This is a genomic window from Bacillus sp. 1A, assembly GCF_052682215.1.
In genome coordinates this window covers 5,490,452-5,517,022 of sequence record NZ_JBQYLZ010000001.1, presented here as the reverse complement: position 1 = coordinate 5,517,022, position 26,571 = coordinate 5,490,452, and the positions used below count along the sequence as shown (strand labels likewise).

The following is a 26,571-nucleotide window of genomic DNA, read 5'->3' as shown; positions in this document are numbered from 1 at the left end:
GTGTAATTTAGGATGCTTTCTTTAGAAGTTAATGCCGTTATAGCCAACTCCGACTACAGTCAATACGATAAAGAGCACAATGAGTATTATATACCCACCACTACCGCCTTTACCGCCAAGTCCCATAGGAATATCCTCCTTATTGTTATAGGTTGCTTTTACTTTATACTTTTCTGAATTTACCAATAAATTCCTTCTGAAGCGCTAACTAACTTGCAAATCGTTTCGTTTCATTTTATAATTTATTTACCGACCGGTAAGTAAAAATAAGTGAGGTACAGTATGACAAAGAATTTACAAACATCGCAAAACATTGTAGAAGCATCATTTAAACTCATGGCAGAGCACGGCATTGAGAAGATGAGCCTTTCCATGATTGCGAAAGAGGTAGGTATTTCAAAACCGGCTATTTATTATCATTTTTCTTCTAAAGAAGCGTTAGTCGATTTTTTATTTGAAGAAATTTTCTCTGGATATCATTTCGTGAGTTATTTCGATAAAGAGCAATATACGAAAGAAAACTTTGCAGAAAAATTAATTGCCGATGGTTTACATATGCTCTCTGAGTATGAAGGCCAAGAAGGAATATTACGTGTTATAAATGAATTCATCGTAACTGCGGCGCGAAATGAAAAGTATCAGAAACGCTTATTTGAAATACAAGAAGATTTCTTAAATGGTTTCCACGATTTATTGAAGAAAGGTGTAGAACTTGACGTTGTGTCACAACATGCAACGGAAGAAAATGCTCATACGTTAGCGCTCGTAATCGATAATATGAGTAATTACATGCTGATGGGATTCCAGTTAAAGTATAAAGAAATTTGGATTCAAAATGTGAAAAACGTAATGAAGGAGGAATAAAAATGAAAATGCAAAAAAACTGGTGGCTCGGTTTTCTTGGATTCATTGGGATTTATAAAATACCAGGTATGATTGAAGCTTTTCAAGCAGATGGAAGTTGGATGAAGTTAATTGGCTTCATTTGGCTACTTTGGTTCGGATATTTTATTCCAGAGAAGAAAGAAGATTAAATTTCAATTTTATGTAAAGTTATGTAAAATATAGATTGAGAGTATTCGTATATTAGATTACTAGATTTGGAGTGGTTACATGGATCCATTGAAAAATGAAATTAACCCTGACATGGTCAAGGTGTGGAAAGTTCGTGCTGTAATTGAAGAAGGAATCGGTATTCTCGTCATTTTAGCTTACCTTTTCCTCATGATAAAGTTTGATTGGTGGGCGTGGATTTTGTATGTGTTAATCGGGTTAACGGTTGCACTAGCACCATTGGAGTACTTCGTATTCCCGAAACTTCGTCAGCGTTATTACAGCTACCAACTAAATGAAGAAGAACTTGAAATTCAGCACGGTCTTTTCGTCGTAAAGCGCGTATTAGTACCGATGATTCGTGTACAGCACGTGACGATTGAACAAGGACCGATTATGAGAAAATATGGATTAGCACAATTACACATTTCAACAGCTGCAACTTCACACAGCATCCCAGGCTTAACGATGTATGAAGCAGAAATGTTGAAAACGAAAATCGCAGAATTAGCGAAAGTGAGTGATGAGGATGTATAAGAGGCAGCATCCAATCACGATGTTATTAGAATTAAAAATAACAGACTTTATACCACTCATTATTTTCATGTTTAGCTTAAATGGAAAATTCCCGTTTTGGTATTTAATTCCCGCTGCATTCGGCTTACTCACCGTCTTTTCAGCGTTTGAAAAATGGTATTACACAACATATTGGGTTGAAAATAACGTATTACATGTGAAACAAGGGCTCTTTGTGAAGAAGGAGAGCTACTTAAATAAAGAACGTGTTCAAACGATTAATACAAGTTCTAACGTGTTATATCAAATGCTTGGCTTAAAGAAAATTCAAATCGAAACAGCTGGCGGGGGCGATGATGCAGAAGTAAGCTTAGCTGGAATTACAGTAGAAGAAGCAACAGAGCTTATTGCAATGCTAAATGAGCCAACTCCAGAAGTGAAAGCAGAGGATATATCAGAAGAAGTAGTCGAAAAAGAAATCGTTACAGAAGAAAAACAAGCGACAGAATACAAATTAACTTGGAAAGAAATTTTGTTAGCATCTGTTACATCTGGTCAGTTTGGATTGTTATTCTCATTAATCTTTTTCGTGTATCACCAAGTAGATGAGTACATTCCGAAATGGATAGAGAATGGCGTAAAGTCGTATGTAATGGAACATGATGTATATGGATGGATTTTCATGGTAGCCATTTTGATCGTCCTTTCTTGGATTATATCTACAACTGGTTACGCTTTAAAACATGGTAATTTCACAGTAAATCGAAGAAATGATGAGGTCCGCATTTCGCAAGGATTACTTGAGAAAAAAGAACTCGTACTAAAGTTACATCGTATTCAAGGTATTACGATAAAAGAAAGTATTTTGCGTCAGCCATTCGGTTATTGTGCTGTGCAAGTAGAAGTCATTCAAAGTAAGGGAATGGGTGACGAAAAAGAAAAAGTTACACTGCATCCTATCATTCGAAAAGATCGCGTACAACAGTTACTTGCACATTTACAATTACCATACGAACTGAATACAAACATTATTTCATTACCAAAAGTAGCATTACGTCGTTATTTAATTGATAGTTTTATATTCTTCGCAATGCTAGCAATCCCGCTTATCGGAATAAGTGTTTACTTTGAAAAGCACTTCATCATGTGGGCATTAATTCCGCTCGCAATCCTCATCTTTACACTTGGATACGCAACATTTAAAACAAATGGTTACAGTGTAAACGGAGAGCAAATTACGCTTGTATATCGCAGCGTCGGAAAATATACAGGACTTGTTAGAAGAAGACATGTCCAATCAATGGAAAAAACACAATCCTATTTCCAACGCCGTGCGGATTTATGTACGTACAAATTCTCTAACGCATCATCGGATTATAAATTAGAGCATACGAGAGTAGAAGATGCGGAGAGAATGCAGGATTGGTATAAGAAGAGAATGAGTGAGAATTAACTTGAAAAAGCTTGCCTATTATGAAAGGCAGGCTTTTTTTATTATAGGAAAATGAGTGACTTAATTCATATATTAGTAAAGCTACAGCGCACATATATCAATACATACCAAAAAAGGTAGTATGCTTCTATTTCAGGAAAATCTGTGGAATTTTTGATATAAATGGTATACTAATATAGAAAAAGTATTAGGAGGCTATATATGATAAGTCAGTTAAAAAGAGAATCACTTGATGCATTAAAAGGAAAATGGGGATTAGCGGTAGGGGCAACTTTATTAGTCGGAATCCTTATTGGAGCTGTTGAAATTCTAACTACAGGTATTTTCTCGATATTTTGGGGGTGGGAAGAAGCAAATGAGTCACTTACAGTAACTATTATTGCAATGTTTATTATCGGGCCGTTAACAGTAGGTGCTTCTTATTTTGTTTTAAATGTAATTCGCGGGACTAATGCTCGTATTGGTCATATATTTAGATGGTTTAACGATGGAAGTAAGTTTATGAAATCGTTTTTAACATATTTACTAATGAATGTGTACTTGGTTCTATGGACATTACTTCTTATTATTCCAGGTATTATTAAATCATTTTCTTATTCTATGACATATTTTATTTTGAATGATCATCCAGAATATACAGCGAATCAAGCGATTACTGAAAGCCGTCGTATGATGAATGGACATAAAATGGATTACTTTTTACTATGCTTAAGTTTCTTAGGTTGGTTCATTTTAAGTATTCTTACTTTAGGAATCGGTTTCTTATGGTTAGTACCTTATTTCTACACGACATCAGCTGCATTTTATGAAGAGATTTCAAAAGAATATTATAAAAAAGAAGACACTACTTTCTAATAACCATCTATCCCCTAAAGAATATAGGGCACAGATAGAAGAAGAACCACCGGATACATATGAAATTTGTAATATATGTTATTGGGAAGATGATGAGGTTCAGTTTAACAATCATGACTTTGAAGGCGGGGCGAATGAAGTTTCGTTAAGGCAAGCACAGAGAAATTTCATTGCATTTGGTGCTTGTGAGGAATGTTTTGTGCAATCAGTTAGAAAGCCAAATAGTGAAGATGTGAAGGGCGCTAGTTGGAAGCAAATTCAGTAAGTAAAATGTTATTACTCAATTTATCAGGAGTAATAACATTTTTTTATGCAATGATGAAAGAATTAACGCCGTCTTACAAAATAAAACAGTAAAGATGATACAGTAATAGGAAGGCCAGTATCCAGAAAAGCTTCTAAATAAAAGGATAAAAAATCTCTGTCGTTAAACCACATAAAGAATAAATGATTGTAGGAAATACCTAACAGTATAAATAAAGGAATACCGATCTTTAATTCGTGACTTCCTTTTATTTTTCTATAACAAAATTCACCAAATAAACAACCGATAAGAACAGGGATGCTTCCAAGAATTGAAAACATAATAATAGATACCCAAATCGGTCCCCAGGAGTCGGCATAATTTGGAACTAGTGTATACTGTAAAACGTTCACAATGATAGAAAAAACCAGTAAACATATTAAATAACTAATAGAAAATTTTTTCAATGGAATCATCCTTATAAAATTTCACTTTATTTTTATGAAAATATAAACGTCTTTAAATTATAGATTAGATATATAAGGATAATTAATTTTTATACATTGCGTGTTTATGGATATATTTTCAATGAATATAAAAGTATAGATGTATAGTCAACTTTGTGTATTTAATGTTATCATATTGAATGATATGGAAATTTTTAATAGAAGAAGCAACGAACAATTCAAAGGCGAGGAAGCTTTTGTTGTATAAAGAAAATATTTATTATTACTCAGCGATATTGAAAATAAGGTACGTATTTATATAAATTTAGTAGAAATGGGGTTTTAAAAAGGAATGAGTACAAGTATAACACGGCAAAAGATTTTAGAAGCCGCTTCTCAAATTGTGCAATGTAAAGGGGTTGCTAAGTTAACCTTAGAAGCGGTAGCTAAAGAGGCGGGGATAAGTAAAGGTGGATTGTTGTATCACTTTTCAACTAAAGAAGCTTTAATAGAGGGCATGATACTCAAAGGGACGGAGGAGTATCAAGACGCTATTCACAATAAAGTTGCGGAAGACTTAGAGAAGAAAGGAAGGTGGGTACGTTCTTTTGTAGAGGAAAGATTAAGTAATGAGAGAAGAGTAGAAGAGCTGGGTAGTAGTATGATGGCAGCATTAATGCTAAAACCTAAATTACTTGAACCGTTACAACAATCATTTCAGCAACTGCAAAATAAAATAGAAAATGATGAGATAGATTCAGTTTGTGCCACAATTATTAGATTAGCGGCAGATGGATTATGGTATTCGGAATATTTAGGGGTTGGAAGACTAAGCCCCGAATTAAGAGAAAAAGTAATTCAAGCTCTTATTTGTAATTCATATAAATAGAATATACGAACTATATAATGTAAAATAATTCACCATTGCTTATTTAATGCACTGGTGAATTATTTTTTTTATTAGAAAAATAGAACAATTTTATAGAGTATTGAATTATAACCGTCCAGACGGTATAGTAATATTTGGTTTAAGAGGAAAATGAAACAAAAAAAGAATAAAAAATATTTTTAGCACACTATTCGAAAGGATAGGCCGCAAAGCTTAGAGTCTACGGTAATACATATTGGTTACTAAGATCGTCTGGTTGCACATTTTTGATGCAACCGGACGGTCTTTTTTTGTTATATAAATATAAAAAATAGGAGGGAATTATACAAATGAAAAGTACTAAAAGGCATATTTCGATGGTTTCATTAGTTTTTCTAGTATTATTTTCAGTGCTAAATGTGTGGGCTCCAGTTATTCAAGCTGCTGTGATAAAAAATCCAGTGGACGAGATTAATATTTCCCGTACTGATGGTACAACGTCTGAACCATATCAAGCCTCAGATGGCATGAAAGTAGAAGTGAAGTGGTCAGCTAAAGAAAAAATAAAAAGTGGAGATCAATTCACAATTGATATGCCAAAAGAATTCAGAAAAGATCTTATGAATATGAGTTTTCCTTTAAAAGATGCTGAAGGAAAAACAGTTGGTACATGTGAGATGAAAAAAGGTCTATTGACGTGTACTATGGGTGATTACGTAGAAGGAAAGAATAACGTTAAAGGTTCTTTATTCGTAGAATTTTACTTTGGGCTAGAAGCATATGATGGTGTCAAAGAAATTCCATTAGAATTTAACGTTGATGGTCAAATCGTTAATAAAGAAGTAAGTGTAAATAATACGACAGAGAGACCGAAGCCACATCCCAATACAGATAATTTATTGAAATGGGGTTCTTATAATCAAGAAGATCCGTCCATTGCTGATTGGCTTGTATATGTAAATGCAACTGGAACAGAAATGCAAGATCTTAAATTAACAGACACATTAGGACCTGGGCATGAATTAATTACAGATAGCTTAGTATTAGAAGAGGCTGTATTTGAAGATGGCTATGCACCAACAAATGTTAAGCCAGCAGATTTATCTAAAATTAAAATTAATGCAACGAAAACTGGATTTACAATTGAATTTCCAGACAGCTCAAAAGGTTATATTTTAAGATATAAAACAAAGATTACTAATCCTGCTGCAAAGCCTCATAAAAATACAGTGAAATTAGAAGGCAAAAATATTAAAACTGAAGAAAAAGTAGGAGAAGTATTTGTAAGTGGTGGGGGAGGAACTGGTTCAGGCGACGATCATCCACCTAGTATTGAAAAGAATATAGTTGATGAGAGTGGTAAGCTTGTAGAGAATCAGCAGTTAGCGCAAATGGATCAACCTATTCAATATCAAGTTGGTACACATATACCAAACGATCCTCCTAAATACACATCTATGGTAATTAGTGATGATTTAGAAGATGTATTAGAAGTATTAGAGGCAAAAGTGTATGATCAAAATGGCCAAGATATTACTTCTAAAGGAACACTAAAGATAGATAAACAAAAAAGTGAAGTAACATTTACGTTCGGTGAGAATTTTGACTATAAGTCATATGAAGACCAGGTAATTAACCTCAGCATTAAGGCGAAAATTAAAGCTAATGCAGATTTATCTTCTTACGTAGATAAGAAGATTCCTAATAAAGCGGAATTACATTTTGATGATAAAACATTAACATCGAAAGAAGTAAATGTTACACCGCCTGAAGCTCCAAAAGAAGGTACAGTATCGATTCATAAAATAGATGCTGAGAATCCGAACAAAGGGTTAAAAGGTGCCGAATTTGAAGTTCGAAATAGTGCAAATGAAGTTGTTGCAAAATTGATAACGGACGAAAACGGCTTTTCAGTACCTCAAACTTTAGCTCCTGGGACGTATAAAATTTATGAAACAGTAGCACCAGAAGGGTATCAAAAATTAACGATTCCAGTAGAGGTTACACTTCAAGCTGGAGAAACAAAAGCAATTGAAATTAAAAATACTTTGCAAAAGGGTCAAATTGAATTAAAGAAAATTGATTCGGAAAATGGTGAAAAACCATTAGCAAATGCAGAGTTTGATATAGTAAAAGACGGTGTAGTAGTTGAGCATATTATTACAGATAAAGATGGTAAGGCAATCTCTAAACCGTTAGCGCCAGGGAAATATATTTTAAAAGAAACGAAAGCGCCTGAAGGATACCAATTAAAAGAAACAGAATTCGAAGTAAATGTAACAGGGGACGGTATATTCCCGATAACAGTAGAAAATGCAATGACAGACAAAGGTAATGTAGAAATTTCAAAGGTGGACAAAGAAAACGGTTCAGTATTAGCGGGTGTCGAATTTGAAGTCCAAAATGAGAAAGGTGAAGTAGTAAGAAAAGTAACGACGGATAAAGAAGGAAAGGCAATCGTTTCAGATCTTTCAGTAGGAAAGTACAAATTAGTAGAAACGAAAAGCTTACCAGGTTACAAGAAACTAACAGAGCCAGTATCGTTTGAAATTACAAAAGGTATGACAAAAGTCCTATCATTAAAAGTAGAGAATGAGCAGTTAGATAACGGTTCAGTAGAAATTACAAAAGTGGATAAAGACAGCCAGAAAGCATTAAAAGGCGTAGTTTTCGAAGTACGAGATGAAAAAGATAAAGTAGTCAAAGAGGTAACAACAGATAAAGAAGGAAAGGCAATCGTTTCAGATCTTTCAGTAGGAAAGTACAAATTAGTAGAAACGAAAAGCTTACCAGGTTATAAGAAACTAACAGAGCCAGTGTCATTTGAAATTACAAAAGGTATGACGAAAGTCCTATCATTAAAAGTAGAGAATGAACAGTTAGATAACGGTTCAGTAGAAATTACAAAAGTAGATAAAGACAGCCAGAAAGCATTAAAAGGCGTAGTCTTCGAAGTACGAGATGAAAAAGATAAAGTAGTAAAAGAAGTAACAACAGATAAAGATGGAAAAGCAACAATTGATGATTTATCAGTAGGAAAGTATAAATTAGTAGAAAAAGAAAGTTTACCAGGTTATAAGAAATTAATAGAGGCGGTATCGTTTGAAATTACAAAAGGCATGACCGAGGTCTTATCATTAAAAATAGAAAATGAAATGGTAGATACGGGAAATATAGAGATAACAAAGATAGACAAAGATAATAAAGCACCGTTAGTGGGAGTAACGTTCGTTGTCCAAGATGAGAAAGGTAACGAAGTTAAAAAAGTAACGACAGATAAAGAAGGAAAAGCAAATGTTTCAGATTTATCAGTAGGAAAGTATGAATTAGTAGAGGTAGAAAGTTTACCAGGTTATAAAAAGCTAGAAAAACCAGTATCATTTGAAATCAAAAAAGGCATGACCGAAGTTCTATCATTAAAAGTAGAAAATGAAATGGTGGATACAGGGAATGTAGAGATAACAAAAATAGATAAAGATAGTAAAGCGCCATTAGAAAATGTTGTATTTGAAGTACGTGATTTAAAAGGTAAAGTAGTTGCAAAAGTAACAACGGATAAAGAAGGAAAAGCAAACGTTTCAGATTTACCTATTGGGAAGTATGAGTTGGTGGAAGTAGAAACACCAGCAGGATACAAACCACTTGAAAAACCAATTTCATTCGAAATTGAAAAGGGTAGAGTAACAGCGTTAAAGCTAACAGTCGAAAATGAATTAGTGGATACAGGAAATGTAGAAATTACAAAAGTAGACAAAGAAAATAAAGATGCTTTAGCTGATGCTGTATTTGAGATTCAAGATGAAGCAGGACAAGTAGTCGCTAAAATAACGACAGATAAAAAAGGACACGCACAAGTTACTAATTTATCAGTTGGCACATACAAGCTAGTAGAAGTAAAAGCACCAAAAGGATATAAGCAATTGGTAGATCCGATTACTTTCCAAATTGAAAAAGGTATGACGAAATCTCTTGCTTTAACAGTAGAAAATGAAATGTTAGACAAGGGAAATGTAGAAGTAACAAAAGTGGATAAAGACAGTCAAAAAGCATTAGAAGGCGTAGTCTTCGAAGTGCAAGATGAGCAAGGCAAAGTAATAACGAAAGTAACAACAGATAAAGAAGGAAAAGCAAACATTTCAGATCTATCTGTAGGAAGTTACAAATTAGTAGAAGTAGAAAATTTACCAGGCTACAAAAAACTAACAGAGCCAGTATCATTCGAAATCAAAAAAGGTATGACGAAAGTCTTATCATTGAAAATAGAGAATGAATTGGTAGACAAAGGTAATGTAGAAGTTACAAAAGTGGACAAAGAAAGTGGCACAGTATTAGCGGGCGTAACTTTCGAAGTGCAAGATGAAAAAGGAAAAGTAGTAACGAAAGTAACAACAGATAAAGAAGGAAAAGCAAACATTTCAGACCTATCTGTAGGAAGTTACAAATTAGTAGAGGTAGAAAGTTTACCAGGTTATAAAAAGCTAGAAAAACCAGTATCATTTGAAGTCAAAAAGGGTATGACAGAAGTTTTATCGCTGAAAGTAGAAAACGAACAAGTAGATAAAGGCACAGTAGAAATTACAAAAGTAGATAAAGACAGTCAAAAAGCATTAGAAGGCGTAGTCTTCGAAGTGCAAGATGAGCAAGGCAAAGTAATAACGAAAGTAACAACAGATAAAGAAGGAAAAGCAAACATTTCAGATCTATCTGTAGGAAGTTACAAATTAGTAGAGGTAGAAAGTTTACCAGGTTATAAAAAGCTAGAAAAACCAGTATCATTTGAAATTACAAAAGGTATGACGAAAGTCTTATCATTGAAAATAGAGAATGAATTGGTAGACAAAGGTAATGTAGAAGTTACAAAAGTGGATAAAGACAGTGGAACAGTGTTAGCGGGCGTAACTTTCGAAGTGCAAGATGAAAAAGGCAAAGTAGTAACGAAAGTGACAACAGACAAAGAAGGAAAAGCAAACATTTCAGATCTATCTGTAGGGAGTTACAAATTAGTAGAGACGGAAAGCTTACCAGGTTACAAAAAGCTAAGCGAATCAGTATCATTTGAGATTACAAAAGGTATGACAGAAGTCTTATCACTAAAAGTAGAGAATGAACAGTTAGATAAAGGTTCATTAGAAATTAAAAAAGTAGATAAAGACAGTCAAAAAGCATTAGAAGGCGTAGTCTTTGAAGTGCAAGATGAAAAAGGCAAAGTAGTAACGAAAGTAACAACAGATAAAGAAGGAAAAGCGAAAGTTTCAGATCTATCAGTAGGAAAATACAAATTAGTAGAAACGGAAAGTTTACCAGGTTACAAAAAGCTAACAGAACCAGTATCATTCGAAATCAAAAAAGGTATGACAGAAGTTTTATTACTAAAAGTAGAGAATGAACAGTTAGACAAAGGTTCAGTAGAAATTACAAAAATGGCTGCTGAAAGTAAGAATGTATTATCAGAGGCAGTGTTTGAAGTTCATGACGAAAAAGGCAAAGTAGTAACGAAAGTAACAACAGATAAAGAAGGAAAAGCGAAAGTCTCAGACTTATCTGTAGGTCACTACACACTTGTAGAAGTAGAAGCACCAAAGGGTTATGAAAAATTAACTAATCCAATTCCATTTGAAATTACAAAAGGAATGATAAGTTCAGTTCAATTAGAAGTATTAAACAAATTGACTTCTTTAGCACCACCAGGCCCAGAGAAACCAGAAACAACGGATCCAGAGAAACCAGAAACGACGGATCCAGAAAAACCAGAAACAACGGATCCAGAAAAACCAGAAACGACGGATCCAGAAAAACCAGAAACGACGGATCCAGAAAAACCAGAAACGACGAATCCAGAAAAACCAGAAACGACGAATCCAGAAAAACCAGAAACGACGGATCCAGAAAAACCAGAAACGACGGATCCAGAGAAACCAGAAACAACGGATCCAGAGAAACCTGGAACAATGAATCCAGAGAAGCCTGAAAAAGAATTACCGAAAACAGGACAGAAAATGCCTGTGGAACCATATATGGGAGCACTTCTTATCATGATGAGTTTTGGATTGCTCGTATTAGGTAGAAAACAGCAGAGGTAATAAAAATGAAAAGGTATCCTCAAAGTATTGGAGGATACCTTTTTTATTTGGCATAAAAAACATTTAGCAAAAGAACTCGATGCAAATAGAAACAAAAAGGAAGAAAAAGTTCGTCCTATTTTCTTGATATGGTTATATCAAAAAAATAGCTATATATATTTAATGTGAAAATAAAAGGTTAAAGGCCTTCGTAATGTTTGGGGGAAAAAAGAGTTATCTATGTAATTAATTTGAGTACTTTAAGAAAGAGAGCTTTTTCCTAAAGTATTCAAAGGATGATAGTCCAATAGCAGGTGGGAGATGAAACTCGTTTTAGCACTGTATTAACACCTTAAAATGTAGATAGGGGAAAATAATGTAAAAAAACTATTGTATGTTTAAAAACATTATGTTACATTTGTGTTACAAGAGAGTTACGAACGGTAACTTATGTTACGGTTTGTTTTCTTTTGTTTATCGGTATGTTACAAATAGGGAAAAAGTAAAGCTGAAAAAATAGCAACCTAAAAATAGTTTTTCTATGTGTATAAGAGTGTGTGTAGTAAAGAGCCTGGTGAGAGCTTTACGCACATTATTAAAATTCCTTTCTGTCTTAAAAGAAGAAAACCAACTACCAACTATTTAGGAGTTTTAAGTAATGATAGTAAATGAAATGTACTTCCTTTCCCACACACAAAGTACATCTTTATTTTCAGTCTAATTACTACACAGACTTTTATACATATGCTGTTACCCCGCCTTAACGGGCAGTAAGCCCCCCACCTGAAAATTTAGCGAAAGCAAAGAAGTTAGGTGGGAATCAACTGCCCGTAAAGGCCCGATTGGTTCAACTAATAATCAGTGGGGGAGGAACAAAACGCCCCACTGATTAAAGTTTCACTTTATCGTTTTAGGGATATATAGGAGGAGAAAAAATGAAAAAGTTATTAATGGTAATGGGACTTACGTTTTTCATGTTAGCTGGATGTAGTAATGGGAATTTTGACAAAGCAATGGATGAAGGAAAGACCGCGTTAACGAATAAAGAATATAAAAATGCATTATCATCATTTGAAAAAGCGCTAGATGAGAAAAAAGACGATTCAGATGCAAAGATGCTTGTAGAACAAACAAAAGTAATGATTGAAGCAGTGAAGTTAAAAGAAGAAACAAAGGTAGAAGAATCAATCAAGTCATTTGAAAAAGTAGAGAACATGAAGAATGGAAATGCTACGCTTGTAAAACAAGCGAAGGAAGAACGAACAGCATTACTAGCCATCTTAGAGCAAAAAAAGAAGTATAGTGAGCAACTGACGAAAAGTGAAGAGTTAATAAGTAAGAAAAATTATGCAGAAGCGAAAGAAATATTAAATAAGCTAGTTACAGAAACAAAAGATAACAAGAATCTTGAAGAATATAATAAAAAAGCGGTAGGATTAGTTACTAAAATGAATGAAGAAGAAAAAACTGCAAAGAGTGAAGCAGCGAAGGCACAAAAAACAAATGCAGTAACGAATCAAAAGGTAGTAACAGAAAAGAACCAAAAAACTGAGACAGAAAAGAATCAAAAGGTAGAAGCAGAAAAGAATCAAAAAGTAGAAACAGGAAAGAATCAAAATGCATTTACTTTTGAGAAAGCGAAAGAATATATCAAAAATGAATATAAAGAAGACTATAATTACACGCTAGAGAATACGCAAGTAGAGAATGGAAAGAAATATTATCAAATAAGAGTGCATACGACATATAAAATAGAAGGTGCAGGTGGACCAGGATTTACTGGTGTATATAAAGTATTCGAAGATGGTACAATCGTTGAAGTGCACTAAATTGATGGAAAAGGTATCCTCAAAGTATATGAGGGTACCTTTTTTAGCATAAAAAAAGGCATCTAGCAAAAGTACTAGATGCAAATAAAAACACAAGGGAAGATAAATATCTTCCCGTTTCCCGTAAGTAATTATATCAAAAAATATATAAAAAACTAGCTTTATTTTTTATATAATTGATGTGTAAAGCTATGAAAGTATAAGATTACACTGTTTTCATAGTGTTTTATTGGAAAAAAGGAGCTGCGTATATGATTAATTTTAAACCGGAAAATTTGAACCAACTACTAAAAGTAATGTTAATTAGTGCGAATAAGTCTTATGATGCGATTAAAGATTATGAATTTACGGGAGAAGCAGTAGTATTCCGTGTAGATTTCGAATATATTGACGTTTCTCTAATGATTGTAGATATGTTAGGAAGATCTGCTTCTAAATTTAACATTTTGCCATATGCCCGTCCGAATACGAATGAAATAGATTACATTCAGTTTCAAGTGTATGCGATTAATGAAGGGAATTTTAAAGAAGTAATGGATACGATGTAGAAAAACTATAAAGTGAAACTTTAATCAGTGGGAGATTCATCCCCACTGATTATTAGTTGAACCAATCGGACGTTTACGGGCAGTTGATCGCCCACCTAACTTCTTTGCTCCAGCTGAAATTTTTTGGGAGTTTTACTGCCCGTTAACGTGGGGTAATTTTACAAATATGTATATACCAACTAATATATAATTAATACATTCATATAATTGGAGTGATGAGATGCAGCCGTTAGAAAGGGAGATTCATTCTAATATGCTGAAAGTGTGGAGAATTCACGCTTTAATTGGGGCGGCGGTTATACTAGCAGTCGTAATTGCGTATTTCTTTTTTATGATTAATTTTAACTGGTGGGGTTGGTTATTTGGCTTGCTAGTAACAGGAGCTATTACATTTATTCCGCTTGATTATTTTGTGTTTCCAAATTTACGTCAACGTTATTATAGTTACAGATTAAATGAAGAAGAGATTGAGATTCAAAAGGGAATGTTCGTTGTAAAACGCGTACTTATTCCGATGATGCGTGTGCAGCATGTAACGATTGAACAAGGACCGATTATGAGAAAGTATAATTTAGCAGAATTACATATTTCAACAGCGGCAACTTCTCATAGTATTCCAGGCTTAACGAAAGAAGAAGCAGAGCAGCTGAAAAGACAAATTGGAGAACTTGCGAAAGTGAGTGATGAGGATGTATAAGAGGCAACATCCGATCACAATTTTATTAGGTATTCGAATTGCGACTTTGTTGCCTTTTATTTTTCTTGTTTTATTTCGTTCAGATGGTGAAGTAAAACCTTGGTATTTCTTACATCTTGTTCTTTTGGCCATATTATTTATTATGGCAATTTTCTCAGCTATAAAATGGTATTTCAAAGTGTACTGGGTTGAAAATAATATTGTACATATAAAGCACGGTGTGTTCGTTAAGAAGGAAAGCTACTTAAATAGAGAACGTGTGCAAAATATTAGTACGTCTTCTAACATCATTTATCAAATACTTGGACTGACGAAATTAAATATTGAAGTAGCGGGCGGCGGTAGTGAGCCGGAAGTGATGTTAGCTGGTATTAGAGAAGAGGAAGCGAAGGAACTGATAACCTTATTACATAAAGAAAGAAGCGTTGTGAGTGAAGAAGCGCCTGCGGAAGAAGGAAGTAAGACGGTTTATCAGTTAACAACGAAAGAAATTTTAGCAGCATCTATTACATCTGGTAGATTTGGATTAGTGTTTTCTATGTTGGTCATCCTTTACACAGAGTTTAATCAATTTCTTCCAGAATGGATCATAAATAAAGTGGAAGCGTATGTGATGGATAACGGTGTATATGAATTAATCGTTATGGCCGCGATTTTAATGGCGGTTTCGTGGGTCGTTTCGACAGCTGGCTATGCGTTAAAATATGCGAACTTTAAAATAGAGCGAAACGGAAATGAAGTTCGCATCGTGCAAGGGTTATTTGATAAGAAAGAGTTTGTTTTAAAATTACATCGCATTCAAGCAATTACGGTGAAAGAAGGAATTCTCCGCGAGCCTTTCGGTTATTGCTCTGTCGAAGTGGAAGTCATTCAAAGTATAGAAGCAGCAGGGCATGAAGTGATGCTACATCCTTTTATGAAAAAGAAAGATGTACAGCAGTTACTTACATATTTGCAGTTGCCGTATGAAATGGAAGAGAAAATCGTTCATTTACCGAAGGTCGCATTACGCCGTTACGTAATAATGGGCTGGATTACAAGTGCGATACTCGCTGTGCCGATCGTCGGTGCGAGTATATATTTTAAGCAAAATATGGCGTTATTCACTTTAATACCACTATTTATCATATTTACGTTACTTGCATATGCCCGGTATAAAAGTGGTGGATATATGATACGAGACAATCAGTTAGTAATGGTGTACCGAGGCCTAGCAAAATATACAGGAATCATGCGAAGAAGGCATGTTCAAGCAGTAGGATACAATCAATCGTATTTTCAAAAGAAAGACGAGCTATGTACAGCAGTGGTATCGGTAGCGGGGCATCGTTACAAAGTGAAGCATATGCAAAAAGAAGATGCGCTTCGTATATATAATTGGTACAAAGAAAAAGGAAACACCGGTGCGTAACGGTGTTTCCTTTTTTATGTCGTGATTTGTCGATAAGTCGATATTCTTTGTCGAATCGTCGATATATTGAAAAAATCGTTGATATATTCAAAGATATGATAGATATATTCGGAAAATCGTTGATATAATTTCACATACCGTGGTCTTCAAAATCCGAACTCCAAAACCTAAACTAACACATCAAAAGTAGTCACAAATGACGGACGAGAGAAGATGCTTTTCTGTTGCTCTGCATGTGGATGTGCTTGAGCCGGAGCTTGTCCTTCTGCTTGTGCAGGGCGTTTTTTATGAGCGTTTTCGAATGAACGTGATTCTGTCCAATCTTTAAAGTTTTGCTCTGTTTCCCACATCGTTAAGATGACATATGTATCGTTACTTAATGGGCGTAGAACACGGATTGCTTGGAAGCCGGGTTCGTTTTCAATAAGGCCTGCTCGGTTTTTAAATCGGTTTTCAAATACTGGGCGACCTTCGTCTGTTACAGAAATGTTGTTACAAACGATATAGCCAGGTTGTCCTTTAAATTCTCCAACAGCGTCTAGTACGTCATACTGAAGCGCTGATTCTACTGATTCTTCTGTATTTTCTTTATAAAACATATCTTTTTCATTATTTTTTGCAGTGAAATGTGCTTGTTCTAGAGGTGTTTCGTATGAAATAATAGCCTTCATTTTAATGCCCCCTTAATGGTTTGTTTCTATTATATCAACTCTCTTAAAAAACTTCGAAGATTATATACATAAAGATACTTCTTTTTCAAATAATAAATGTACCATCATTTGGAAAGAAGGCCGATGTATGAAGAAAGTAAAGTGGACTTTATTAGGTGGATTCGCAACGCTAGTATTAGCGATTGTACTTTATAAACTTATTGTGTTAGCTGGTGGCTATATGATGGATGAAAAGCAGCTCGTTTTCCACTCTTCATCACGTATCGTTGACCAGAAAGGGAAAGAGATTACGAAATTATATGTAGAAAATAGAGATCTCGTACCAGTAGAGCAAATTCCAAAGCATGTCCAGCAGGCGTTTATTGCGGTGGAAGATTCTCGTTTTTATGAGCATCAAGGAATTGATTACCCGTCTATATTCCGTGCTCTTTATAAAGATACGTTAGCTGGAGAGAAGGTCGAAGGCGGTAGTACCATTACACAGCAACTAGCGAAAAACGTCTTTTTAACTCGTGAAAAAACAGTTACGCGTAAATTGAAGGAAGTCGCAATTTCTCTTCAATTAGAGCAAAAATATACGAAGCAACAAATTCTTGAAATGTATATGAATCATATTTATTTTGGCCATGGGGCTTACGGTATTCAAGCAGCAGCAAAGTTGTATTTTAATAAAAATGTAGAAGATTTAACAGTAGAAGAGGGCGCAATGCTTGCAGGTCTTCCGAAGTCGCCAAACGGATATTCACCGTATTTCTCACCAGAGAAAAGTAAGGAGCGCCGTGATCTCGTATTGTCACTTATGCATAAACAAGGCTATTTGACTGCCGAAGATAGCGTACGTTATCAAGGAAAGACCATTGCTCTTTACAAAAACTTAGATGAGAATGAACTCGCATATATGCCGTATATTGATATGGTTATAGATGAAGCAGCTCGTTTATACGGATTGTCTCATCAAGAAGTACTGCGCGGAGGATATACGTTTGTCGTACCGATGGATGAAAAGATTCAAAAGGTAGCGTATAACCAGTTTCAAGATGCAAGGAATTTCCCTGGGAAAGAAGAGGGGGCACAAGGTGCTTTTTTATTAATGGATAATCGTACGGGCGGAATTAAAGCGGCGATTGGCGGAAGAAAGTACGTCCCGAGAGGCTTTAATCGTATTTTCGCAAAAAGACAGCCCGGTTCTGTGCTAAAACCACTTATCGTCTATGCACCAGCACTCGAAACGAAAAAGTATAATCCGTATTCTTTATTGACGAATGAAAGAAATTCATTTGAAGGCTATGAACCTCGAAATTATAACCATTCATATTCGAAAGAAATGACGATGTACGATGCGATTTTAGAGTCAGCAAATGTGCCGGCAGTTTCTTTATTAAATGAGTTAGGGGTAGAAGAAGGAAAGCAATATTTAGAGAAAGGAAATGTTCATATTGCAGACGCAGGGTTAAGTACAGCGCTTGGCGGATTGAAAAATGGTGTTTCGCCATTTGATCTTGTAAAAATGTATCGTGCGTTTTTAGCAAATGGCGCTATTATTGAGCCGCACGTGATTGATAAAGTGTTAAATAGACACGGTGCAGTTATTGGAGAATCGCCAAAAGTAGAAACGAAAATATTCTCGAAACAAACGGCGTGGTATATGACGAAAATGTTAGAAGGGGTTGTAAAGGAAGGGACAGCGAAAGCCGGTGTATATAGCGGTGCATTAGCTGGGAAAACAGGTACAACTTCCTTACCGAATGACGATAATGGAGCTAGAGATATGTGGTTCGTCGGCTATACACCAAATTTAGTAGGTGCTGTTTGGATTGGTTATGACCGTACGGATAAAGAGCATCAGTTGCAAGGAGAAAGTGCGTCAGCAACGAAATTGTTTAAGAAAATTTTAACGAAGGCAAATGTAAAACAGAAAGAGCAGTTTATGAAACCAGAAGGTGTGGAAACAATCGGTGCTCCGATTCGTTTGCGCAAGATTGAAGATGTGAAAATGAAATTAGCGTTTAGCCCTTTCGGTTTATTTAAAGCAAAATTAAGCTGGACACCACTTCCAGATGAAAGAATTATGTATCGTATTTATAGAGTGGAAAACGGAGTTCATACGCATGTAGGCACTGTAAATGGTGCCGGAGAATATGAGGAAAAGTTCGTTAACATCTTTTCAAAACCGAGTTTTTACGTTGTACCATATAACACACAAACGAAACGTGAAGGAGAAAAGTCAAAAGTAGCTAAACCATAGTTTTTCTCTGTGCTATAATAAGAATGTTGTGAAAATAGTAAGCGGTTTTACGAATGTTTGTGTCAATTTCATGAACAACGTACATAATGTTATGCATTTTGTTTTTACAAGCTGTATAGTAAAAAAAGATAAATATCGGAATAGAACGTATTTAGAGCAAAAGCATTGGCAAGGAAGGGAGCAAGGGTCTTGGTAAGAACTATAAATGAGACATTTTTAAAAGCATGTAGGGGGGAACGTACTGATTATGTACCAGCATGGTATATGCGTCAAGCAGGTCGTTCGCAGCCGGAATATAGAAAGATAAAAGAAAAGTATTCTTTATTTGAAATTACACACAATCCAGAGTTATGTGCTTACGTTACAAAGTTACCAGTTGATCAATATAACGTAGACGCAGCAATTCTGTATAAAGATATTATGTCACCACTACCTGCAATTGGTGTGGATGTAGAAATTAAATCAGGTATTGGCCCAGTTATTGATAATCCAATCCGTTCTTTACAAGACGTAGAAAAGCTAGGGGAAATCAATCCAGAAGATGACGTGCCGTACATATTAGATACGATTCGTTTATTAACGACAGAAATGTTAGACGTACCGTTAATCGGTTTTTCAGGGGCTCCATTTACATTAGCGAGCTATATGATTGAAGGCGGTCCATCTCGTAATTATCATAATACGAAAGCGTTCATGTATGCAGAGCCGAAAGCTTGGTTCGCTTTAATGGATAAGCTAGCAGATATGGTTATTACATATTTAAAAGCGCAAATTAACGCAGGAGCAAAAGCGGTTCAAATTTTCGATTCTTGGGTTGGAACAGTAAATGTAGCAGATTACTGCATATTTATTAAACCAGCAATGGAGCGTATTTTTGCAGAAGTTCGTAAGATGGGTGTTCCAATGATTATGCACGGCGTAGGAGCTGCACACTTAGTAAATGAATGGCACGACTTACCGCTTGATGTAGTAGGTTTAGATTGGCGCTTACCGATCGAAGAGGCGCGCGCACGCGGCGTTCATAAGGCGGTACAAGGTAATATGGACCCGTCATTCTTACTTGCGCCATGGTCTGTTATTGAAGAACATGTAAAAGGTATTTTAGATCAAGGGATGAAACAGCCTGGTTATATCTTTAACTTAGGACACGGTGTATTCCCAGAAGTAAATCCAGATACATTAAAACGTTTAACTACATTTATTCATGAATACTCTAAAGGGCAGTTAGCGAAGTAAAGGAGCATTGCTGTATGAAAAAGAAAATTGGTTTGCTTGTAATGGCATACGGAACGCCATATAAAGAAGAAGATATTGAACGTTACTATACACATATTCGTAGAGGAAGAAAACCAAGTCCTGAAATGCTAGAAGATTTAACAGAGCGTTACCGTGCAATTGGTGGTATTTCTCCTTTAGCTACTATTACATTAGAGCAAGCTAAAAAGTTAGAACAGCGTTTAAATGAAGTACAAGATGAAGTAGAGTACCATATGTATCTTGGCTTAAAACATATCGAACCGTTCATTGAAGATGCAGTGAAAGATATGCATAACGACGGTATACAAGATGCAATCGCACTTGTTCTTGCGCCACACTATTCTACATTTAGCGTGAAATCGTATGTAGGACGAGCACAAGAAGAAGCTGAGAAACTTGGAAACTTAACAATTCACGGCATTAATAGCTGGTATAAAGAACCGAAATTTATCCAGTACTGGGTTGATGCAGTGAAAGGTATATATAACGGTATGTCAGAAGCAGAGCGTGAAAAAGCGGTATTAATCGTATCTGCACATAGCTTACCAGAAAAAATTATCGCACTTGGCGATCCATATCCAGATCAATTAAATGAAACAGCTGACTATATTGCAAGAGGTGCTGAAGTAGCAAACTATGCAGTAGGTTGGCAAAGTGCAGGAAACACGCCAGATCCTTGGATTGGTCCAGATGTACAAGATTTAACGAGAGAACTAAACGAAAAGTATGGATACAGTTCATTCGTATATGCACCAGTTGGATTTGTTGCGGAACATTTAGAAGTTTTATATGACAATGACTTTGAGTGTAAAGTTGTAACAGATGAAATTGGTGCAAAATATTATCGTCCAGAAATGCCAAATGCATCGGACGCATTTATTGAGTGCTTAACAGATGTTGTATTAAAAAAAAAAGAATCTGTATTGTAAAAAGAAAGGGGGAGCATGCTTGAGGAAAAAAGTTGTAATCATCGGCGGTGGCATCACAGGATTAACAACAATGTATAACTTACAAAAAGATATTCATGACAACAACTTGCCGATCGATACATTACTGATAGAAGCATCGGGTAAACTTGGCGGGAAAATTCAAACCGTTCGAAAAGATGGATTTACAATTGAACGCGGGCCGGATTCTTTCTTAGCACGAAAGGAAAGTGCAGCTAGATTAGCGCGAGAATTAGGTCTTGGCGATGAAATTGTAAATAATAAGGCCGGTCAATCATTTATCCTCGTAAACAATCGGTTACATAAAATGCCGAGCGGATCGATGATGGGAATTCCAACGCAAATTACGCCGTTTCTATTTTCCAGGCTGTTCTCCCCAATTGGTAAACTAAGAGCTGGTTTTGATCTGTTAATGCCGAGATCAAAGCCAGTATCTGACCAATCACTCGGGCATTTTTTCAGACATCGCCTCGGCAACGAAGTGGTTGAAAATTTAATTGAACCATTACTATCGGGTATTTATGCAGGGGATATTGATGAAATGAGCTTAATGTCAACATTCCCGCAAATGTATCAAATTGAGCAGAAACATCGCAGTATTTCACTCGGTATGCGTACGCTTGCTCCGAAAAAAGAGAAATCTGAACCGAAAAAGGGAATCTTCCAAACAGTGAAAACAGGTTTAGAATCTATAGTAGAATCTCTCGAAGCAAAGATACATGAAGGTACGATAATAAAGGGAACTCGCATTGAAAAAGTTGCAAAACTTGGTGATGCTTACACGATTACTCTTAGTAACGGAAAAGAAATAGAAGCGTCCGCGGTCGTAGTGGCAAGCTCACATAAAGTATTGCCATCTATGTTTGCACAGTACAAGCAGTTTCGTTTCTTCCGCAACATTCCGTCTACATCAGTTGCAAATGTGGCAATGGCTTTCCCGCAATCAGCCATTCAGCGCGATATTGACGGCACAGGGTTTGTCGTATCTCGAAATAGCGACTACACAATTACAGCATGTACGTGGACACATAAAAAATGGCCACATACAACGCCAGAAGGAAAAACGCTTCTTCGTTGTTACGTTGGTCGTGCTGGTGATGAAGCAGTTGTAGAACAAACAGAAGAGGAACTCGTTCAGCTCGTACTAGAAGACTTACGAAAGACGATGGATATTACAGAGGATCCTGAGTTTACAGTCGTAAGTCGCTGGAAAGAAGCGATGCCCCAATATACAGTAGGCCATAACGAGCGAATGAAGAAACTCACAACATTTATGGAAAAAGAGTTGCCAGGTATATACTTGGCAGGTAGTTCTTACGCTGGTTCTGGTCTTCCGGACTGTATTGATCAAGGTGAGAAAGCCGCAAAGCGTGTACTATCTCATTTGGAGAAAGTAATGGAGACGGAATTACTCGCACAATAAAATATAAGAAACGCCTTCAATCACATTGAAGGCGTTTTGTTACTTATTCACCAATAAACATATATAAGTTATTTGGCTTTATAACAGCATCTCCCGCATAAATAACCCACTCTGTTAGGTTATCAAAATCTAACTGATAACTATTTCCCTCACTCATATCTTCTATAAAATATGGTTCATTAATGAGTATTCCTTGAATGAAATCTTCCGTGATTTCTTGCATTTCAAACCACATATGTTCACTTTTTCCTTCTTCGTAGGAGACACCAAACTTAGCGAGGAAACGAAAATCTTCATTTGATTGTTCAATGTGAAAAATGTTGCTGAAATACCCAAAAGTATTCTTCGCATTGTAAGCCATACGATCCGTTTCACTATTTGTTTTATAGAACATGAGCCCAGTAGCTTCCTCGTGTTCTTTGAAAAAACTTTCAATATATTCTTCTGAAGTATTAAATTTGAATAAGAGAACGGACGGAGATTGATGGTATTCATCTCGGTCATCCATCCCGCCTAAGAATGTTTTTTGCGCATCTATTGGTTGTAGTTTCAATTCTTCATCCTCGATTGAAGATAATTGATCCATCCTCGTTTTATGCCCAATATAAGATAATCCCTTTTCCCATGGAACAGCTACTGTATGTATAGAACCTTGCTGACTATGCGCGATAACGATAGGCTCATTCATAGGGACTTGTCCATTCTCAACGGCGTTATTAGCAAATGTTTGAAAAAGGTCGCCAATGCCGTAGTAGGAAGAAATGCGATTTGGAATAATTAATTCTATTTCCGTTACGCCTGCTCTTAAAAGGCCATGTGTATGAAACCAATATTGCGTAGGCTCACCTTCTTTATCGTCTTCATAAACAGAATGAATAACATACAAGTCAGGAATGTCAGGTAATAATTCATTTTCAACGTGATATTCAATATAGCTTCTAGATATTACTTTCATTGCTGCACTTGAATCGATTACAAATAACAAGTCTGGAGCGAGGTTCCATAAAAACTGTAACTGCTGGAAAAAGCAGTCTAGCACATCGCCTACAAATAGCGTACGAGTGAAAATTTCAGTGCCATAAGCAGCATCTTCAAAATTACGATCTACGATTGTAGAATCTTGTCTATTGTACATTTTATATTCTTCTGGATCGCTCGTTTCATCAATATGCAGTTCATACGGTATGATTGTTTCATTCATATGTAACTCAACAATAAGGCTTGTCTCATCACTGTAAACAATTTTTAATTCATCCACTTTAGTAGAGATAGTCTCTAGCCGCTGTTTTAACTGTTCAATTGTAATTCTAGTTGGTATAACGGCAATCATATCTGAAAAATGACGTTCTAATGTTCCATTCATAGCTGCGCGGTATGTTTCTGTTTGCACTTCCATCCAATCACTCCTATTCAAATGAATCCATTTTACATGCCAATGAAATTTCGATATTTTCTGTTTTCTCTCTCTACTATTATAGGTCGCATTCGTAGAAGGTGTAAAATTATTATTTTGTATTATAGTTTGAAAGCTTGTAAATTAAATAAATTTTTTGTAAAACTTGTCGAAATAGCATTCTATATAACGAATCATTTGTTATGATAGAAATGCTGAGAAAATATGAAATAGGGAGAGGGAAATGGCTGTGAAGAAATTGTTAAGTGTCTTTTTATCATTGATGCTATTGCTTTCATTTACTGGAACTTTAGCGCAGGCAGAAGAAAATACTTCTATGTCAGTAGAAAAAGCAATTCAAGTATTTAAGCAGCAAGGGAAAACGAAGGGGACAGTGGAAGGATACATCGTTGGATATACGCAAAGTCCTTCTAAATACACGAAAGATCCTGCTAAGTTTGATGATACAAACGTAGCAATTGCGGATTCGCCAACTGAAACGAATCCAGACAAAATCATGCCTGTTCAGTTGCCAAAGGGTGATGTGAGAGCGGCAGTAAACGTGAAAGATCATCCTGAAAATATCGGGAAGAAAGTTAGTTTAACAGGGACGCTTGAATTATATTTTAGTAGCCCAGGTTTAAAATCGGTAACAGCTCATAAGTTTCAAGGGGAAGGACAAAACCGTGTTAGCGATGTAGTAGCTTCGCCTAGTAGCGGAGAAGTTGCGAAGGGAACAGCGGTAACATTAACAACGAATACAGAAGGAGCAACAATCTACTATACGTTAGATGGCTCTAACCCTACAAACAAGAGTGTTCGTTATAACGGACGAATTGTAGTGAATGAAAATAGTGTGATTAAAGCAATTGCAGAGAAAGAAGGGCTTACTTCTTCATCCATTTCAACATTTTCATTTATTATCGTAAATAATGAACAGGTTCGTATTCATGATATTCAAGGAAAATCACATATTTCCCCTTACAACGGGAAGAAAGTATACAATGTGGAAGGCGTTGTAACAGCGCTTGATAAAAGTGGTTTTTATATAGAAGACAATCAGCCAGATAATGATCCAGCTACTTCAGAAGGTATGTATGTATACAAAAAAGATGCGAATGTAGCAGTAGGAGATCTTATTCAAGTTGATGGAGTAGTAGAAGAATATGTTGGGCCTGGATATGCAGAGCGATTTGAAACAGACTTAACGACGACGGAAATTAAAGCGAGCCGCGTTGCTGTCATTGCAAAAGATCAAGCTTTACCAGCGCCGATTGTACTTGGAGAAAACGGTGTGAAAATTCCTGATCAAATTATCGATAATGATGCATTCGGTTTATTTGATCCAAATGAAGATGCAATCGACTTTTATGAAAGTATAGAAGGTATGCGCGTTACGATGCCAACGCCAAAAATTATTGCTCCTCAGAAAAACGGGAATTTATATGTAACAGTAAAAAATGGTGGAGATAAAGTCGTAACGAAATATGGTACACCTCTTTTAGATGAAAATCAATTAAATCCTGAGCGTCTTTCTGTAAAAGTACCTCGTGATTATGTAGCGAAAGTAGGAGATGCTTTCGCTGGAGATATAACAGGGGTAGTCGGATATGATTACGGTTCATTCCGTATTTCACCAGTGACAGAATTACCATCTATAGTAGACGGTGGATTTAAGCAAGTAGGTGCGAATATTCAGCCGCGTCTTGATAAGTTAACAGTTGCTACATATAACATTGAAAACTTCTCGGCGAATAAAAAAGAAACAACAGATGAAAAAGTAAAAGCGTTAGCTTATTCTATTAAATACAATTTAAAAATGCCAGATATTATCGGTGTAGAGGAAATGCAAGATAATAACGGAACGCTTAATGACGGTACAACAGATGCTTCGTTAAGCGCAAAACGTATCATTGATGCAGTGCTAGAAATTCGTGGACCGAAGTATGAGTATGTAGAAATTGCTCCGAACAATAATCTAGACGGAGGAGCACCAGGAGCGAATATTCGCGTCGGTTTCTTCTACAACCCATCACGCGTGAAATTAGCAGCAGTACCGAAGTTACTTGATAAAAACGTTGTTCGCATTGGAGATGAAAGTTCATTATTTGAAAGTACACGTAAACCGCTTGCAGCAGAATTTACGTTCCAAGGACAAAACGTTGTTGTCGTTGCAAATCACTTAAACTCAAAAATAGGAGATGCAACGCCATTTGGAAAAGTGCAGCCGCTCGTATTAAAGAGTGAAGAAAAACGAATTCAGTTAGCGCAAGAAGTAAATCAATTCATACAAGGAATTCAGAAAAAGAACACGAATGCACCAGTTGTTGTGTTAGGAGATATGAACGATTTTGAGTTCGCTAAACCACTAAAAGCACTAGAAGGAACAAACTTAAAGAATATGTTAAACACAGTGCCGAAAGAGAACCGCTACACGTACATTCATGAAGGAAATGCACAAGTGTTAGATCATATTTTAGTAACAAACAACATCGCACCACACACAATTGTAGATCCAGTACACTTAAACTCAAACATTATGAAAGAGCATGGACGTGTAAGTGACCACGACCCAGTACTTGCTCAAATTGATTTGAAGAAAGCTTCTTAAATAGTCATGAAAGAACGCTTAGAGATATACTGAGCGTTCTTTTTC

At 35.8% G+C, this 26,571-nt stretch carries 21 protein-coding genes and 1 riboswitch; of the genes, 17 read left to right on the top strand and 4 right to left on the bottom strand.

The annotated features are described in order from the left end of the window. Nucleotides 1–21 precede the first annotated feature (21 nt). Nucleotides 22–126 carry a sporulation protein YjcZ gene (locus tag ACUN0F_RS28210; protein WP_445540533.1) on the bottom strand — a complete coding sequence of 35 codons (105 nt, stop codon included), beginning with the start codon at nt 124–126 and terminating at the stop codon, nt 22–24. A 156-nt stretch (nt 127–282) separates the two neighbouring features. Between ACUN0F_RS28210 and ACUN0F_RS28205 the strand changes: the two genes are divergently transcribed. The 6 genes from ACUN0F_RS28205 to ACUN0F_RS28180 all read left to right on the top strand — a co-directional run bounded on the left by ACUN0F_RS28205 (nt 283) and on the right by ACUN0F_RS28180 (nt 4,142). Beyond that, nucleotides 283–864, top strand: a complete 582-nt coding sequence (locus ACUN0F_RS28205) for a TetR/AcrR family transcriptional regulator (protein WP_445540532.1) — start codon at nt 283–285, stop codon at nt 862–864. Nucleotides 865–866: 2 nt separating this feature from the next. Next, nucleotides 867–1,034: a hypothetical protein gene (locus ACUN0F_RS28200; RefSeq protein WP_000783808.1), complete on the top strand. Its 168-nt coding sequence runs from the start codon at nt 867–869 to the stop codon at nt 1,032–1,034. 79 nt (nt 1,035–1,113) lie between these two features. Then, complete coding sequence (locus ACUN0F_RS28195) at nt 1,114–1,590, top strand: PH domain-containing protein (RefSeq protein ID WP_000371369.1); 477 nt, start codon at nt 1,114–1,116, stop codon at nt 1,588–1,590. Next, a complete protein-coding gene (locus ACUN0F_RS28190) occupies nt 1,583–3,022 on the top strand; it encodes a PH domain-containing protein (RefSeq protein ID WP_445540531.1) in 1,440 nt (479 codons plus the stop codon). Before ACUN0F_RS28195 ends, ACUN0F_RS28190 begins: the two co-directional genes overlap by 8 nt. Before the next feature lie 201 nt (nt 3,023–3,223). Further along, entirely contained in the window at nt 3,224–3,877 is a 654-nt protein-coding gene (locus tag ACUN0F_RS28185) for a DUF975 family protein (RefSeq protein ID WP_000625407.1), read from the top strand. Next, nucleotides 3,828–4,142, top strand: a complete 315-nt coding sequence (locus ACUN0F_RS28180) for a CPCC family cysteine-rich protein (protein ID WP_445540530.1) — start codon at nt 3,828–3,830, stop codon at nt 4,140–4,142. Before ACUN0F_RS28185 ends, ACUN0F_RS28180 begins: the two co-directional genes overlap by 50 nt. A gap of 62 nt (nt 4,143–4,204) precedes the next feature. Here ACUN0F_RS28180 and ACUN0F_RS28175 read toward each other — a convergent pair whose 3' ends face one another. Next, a complete protein-coding gene (locus ACUN0F_RS28175; RefSeq protein WP_445540529.1) occupies nt 4,205–4,588 on the bottom strand; it encodes a hypothetical protein in 384 nt (127 codons plus the stop codon). A gap of 331 nt (nt 4,589–4,919) precedes the next feature. Here ACUN0F_RS28175 and ACUN0F_RS28170 point away from each other — a divergent pair, with 331 nt between their 5' ends. From ACUN0F_RS28170 to ACUN0F_RS28145, 6 genes are all read left to right on the top strand, one after another. Then, entirely contained in the window at nt 4,920–5,456 is a 537-nt protein-coding gene (locus tag ACUN0F_RS28170; RefSeq protein ID WP_445540528.1) for a TetR/AcrR family transcriptional regulator, read from the top strand. A gap of 171 nt (nt 5,457–5,627) precedes the next feature. After that, nucleotides 5,628–5,720: riboswitch (cyclic di-GMP riboswitch) on the top strand. A gap of 59 nt (nt 5,721–5,779) precedes the next feature. Further along, nucleotides 5,780–11,515: a SpaA isopeptide-forming pilin-related protein gene (locus ACUN0F_RS28165; protein ID WP_445540851.1), complete on the top strand. Its 5,736-nt coding sequence runs from the start codon at nt 5,780–5,782 to the stop codon at nt 11,513–11,515. A gap of 914 nt (nt 11,516–12,429) precedes the next feature. Next, nucleotides 12,430–13,323 carry a hypothetical protein gene (locus ACUN0F_RS28160; RefSeq protein WP_445540527.1) on the top strand — a complete coding sequence of 298 codons (894 nt, stop codon included), beginning with the start codon at nt 12,430–12,432 and terminating at the stop codon, nt 13,321–13,323. A 251-nt stretch (nt 13,324–13,574) separates the two neighbouring features. Continuing rightward, complete coding sequence (locus tag ACUN0F_RS28155) at nt 13,575–13,871, top strand: protoporphyrinogen oxidase (protein ID WP_431069412.1); 297 nt, start codon at nt 13,575–13,577, stop codon at nt 13,869–13,871. A gap of 220 nt (nt 13,872–14,091) precedes the next feature. Next, nucleotides 14,092–14,568 carry a PH domain-containing protein gene (locus ACUN0F_RS28150; RefSeq protein ID WP_001182715.1) on the top strand — a complete coding sequence of 159 codons (477 nt, stop codon included), beginning with the start codon at nt 14,092–14,094 and terminating at the stop codon, nt 14,566–14,568. Further along, nucleotides 14,561–15,979, top strand: a complete 1,419-nt coding sequence (locus tag ACUN0F_RS28145; RefSeq protein WP_445540526.1) for a PH domain-containing protein — start codon at nt 14,561–14,563, stop codon at nt 15,977–15,979. The genes ACUN0F_RS28150 and ACUN0F_RS28145 overlap by 8 nt, the downstream gene beginning before the upstream one ends. 167 nt (nt 15,980–16,146) lie before the next feature. Here the strand turns inward: ACUN0F_RS28145 and hmoB are convergent, their stop codons facing one another. Beyond that, the gene (gene hmoB, locus ACUN0F_RS28140; protein WP_061672953.1) at nt 16,147–16,650 is read right to left on the bottom strand and encodes a heme-degrading monooxygenase HmoB; all 504 of its coding nucleotides are present in this window, start codon (nt 16,648–16,650) and stop codon (nt 16,147–16,149) included. A gap of 127 nt (nt 16,651–16,777) precedes the next feature. Between hmoB and ACUN0F_RS28135 the strand changes: the two genes are divergently transcribed. From ACUN0F_RS28135 to hemY, 4 genes are all read left to right on the top strand, one after another. Further along, complete coding sequence (locus ACUN0F_RS28135; RefSeq protein WP_445540525.1) at nt 16,778–18,895, top strand: transglycosylase domain-containing protein; 2,118 nt, start codon at nt 16,778–16,780, stop codon at nt 18,893–18,895. A 189-nt stretch (nt 18,896–19,084) separates the two neighbouring features. Beyond that, on the top strand, nt 19,085–20,131 hold the full coding sequence (gene hemE / locus ACUN0F_RS28130) for a uroporphyrinogen decarboxylase (protein WP_264462552.1): 1,047 nt from the start codon (nt 19,085–19,087) through the stop codon (nt 20,129–20,131). A 14-nt stretch (nt 20,132–20,145) separates the two neighbouring features. Beyond that, on the top strand, nt 20,146–21,081 hold the full coding sequence (gene hemH / locus ACUN0F_RS28125; protein ID WP_445540524.1) for a ferrochelatase: 936 nt from the start codon (nt 20,146–20,148) through the stop codon (nt 21,079–21,081). 19 nt (nt 21,082–21,100) lie between these two features. Then, nucleotides 21,101–22,522, top strand: a complete 1,422-nt coding sequence (hemY, locus tag ACUN0F_RS28120; protein WP_264462551.1) for a protoporphyrinogen oxidase — start codon at nt 21,101–21,103, stop codon at nt 22,520–22,522. A gap of 43 nt (nt 22,523–22,565) precedes the next feature. Here hemY and ACUN0F_RS28115 read toward each other — a convergent pair whose 3' ends face one another. Then, entirely contained in the window at nt 22,566–23,918 is a 1,353-nt protein-coding gene (locus ACUN0F_RS28115) for a DUF4026 domain-containing protein (RefSeq protein ID WP_445540523.1), read from the bottom strand. A gap of 241 nt (nt 23,919–24,159) precedes the next feature. Here ACUN0F_RS28115 and ACUN0F_RS28110 point away from each other — a divergent pair, with 241 nt between their 5' ends. Continuing rightward, nucleotides 24,160–26,526 carry a DUF6359 domain-containing protein gene (locus tag ACUN0F_RS28110; RefSeq protein WP_445540522.1) on the top strand — a complete coding sequence of 789 codons (2,367 nt, stop codon included), beginning with the start codon at nt 24,160–24,162 and terminating at the stop codon, nt 26,524–26,526. Nucleotides 26,527–26,571 lie beyond the last annotated feature (45 nt).

What these genes read in the sequence shown, in the direction of transcription:
- ACUN0F_RS28210 (WP_445540533.1), bottom strand. Translation starts at nt 126, where the DNA reads ATGGGACTTGGCGGTAAAGGCGGTAGTGGTGGGTATATAATACTCATT.
- ACUN0F_RS28205 (WP_445540532.1), top strand. Translation starts at nt 283, where the DNA reads ATGACAAAGAATTTACAAACATCGCAAAACATTGTAGAAGCATCATTT.
- ACUN0F_RS28200 (WP_000783808.1), top strand. Translation starts at nt 867, where the DNA reads ATGAAAATGCAAAAAAACTGGTGGCTCGGTTTTCTTGGATTCATTGGG.
- ACUN0F_RS28195 (WP_000371369.1), top strand. Translation starts at nt 1,114, where the DNA reads ATGGATCCATTGAAAAATGAAATTAACCCTGACATGGTCAAGGTGTGG.
- ACUN0F_RS28190 (WP_445540531.1), top strand. Translation starts at nt 1,583, where the DNA reads ATGTATAAGAGGCAGCATCCAATCACGATGTTATTAGAATTAAAAATA.
- ACUN0F_RS28185 (WP_000625407.1), top strand. Translation starts at nt 3,224, where the DNA reads ATGATAAGTCAGTTAAAAAGAGAATCACTTGATGCATTAAAAGGAAAA.
- ACUN0F_RS28180 (WP_445540530.1), top strand. Translation starts at nt 3,828, where the DNA reads ATGAAGAGATTTCAAAAGAATATTATAAAAAAGAAGACACTACTTTCT.
- ACUN0F_RS28170 (WP_445540528.1), top strand. Translation starts at nt 4,920, where the DNA reads ATGAGTACAAGTATAACACGGCAAAAGATTTTAGAAGCCGCTTCTCAA.
- ACUN0F_RS28160 (WP_445540527.1), top strand. Translation starts at nt 12,430, where the DNA reads ATGAAAAAGTTATTAATGGTAATGGGACTTACGTTTTTCATGTTAGCT.
- ACUN0F_RS28155 (WP_431069412.1), top strand. Translation starts at nt 13,575, where the DNA reads ATGATTAATTTTAAACCGGAAAATTTGAACCAACTACTAAAAGTAATG.
- ACUN0F_RS28150 (WP_001182715.1), top strand. Translation starts at nt 14,092, where the DNA reads ATGCAGCCGTTAGAAAGGGAGATTCATTCTAATATGCTGAAAGTGTGG.
- ACUN0F_RS28145 (WP_445540526.1), top strand. Translation starts at nt 14,561, where the DNA reads ATGTATAAGAGGCAACATCCGATCACAATTTTATTAGGTATTCGAATT.
- hmoB (WP_061672953.1), bottom strand. Translation starts at nt 16,650, where the DNA reads ATGAAGGCTATTATTTCATACGAAACACCTCTAGAACAAGCACATTTC.
- ACUN0F_RS28135 (WP_445540525.1), top strand. Translation starts at nt 16,778, where the DNA reads ATGAAGAAAGTAAAGTGGACTTTATTAGGTGGATTCGCAACGCTAGTA.
- hemH (WP_445540524.1), top strand. Translation starts at nt 20,146, where the DNA reads ATGAAAAAGAAAATTGGTTTGCTTGTAATGGCATACGGAACGCCATAT.
- ACUN0F_RS28115 (WP_445540523.1), bottom strand. Translation starts at nt 23,918, where the DNA reads ATGGAAGTGCAAACAGAAACATACCGCGCAGCTATGAATGGAACATTA.
- ACUN0F_RS28110 (WP_445540522.1), top strand. Translation starts at nt 24,160, where the DNA reads ATGGCTGTGAAGAAATTGTTAAGTGTCTTTTTATCATTGATGCTATTG.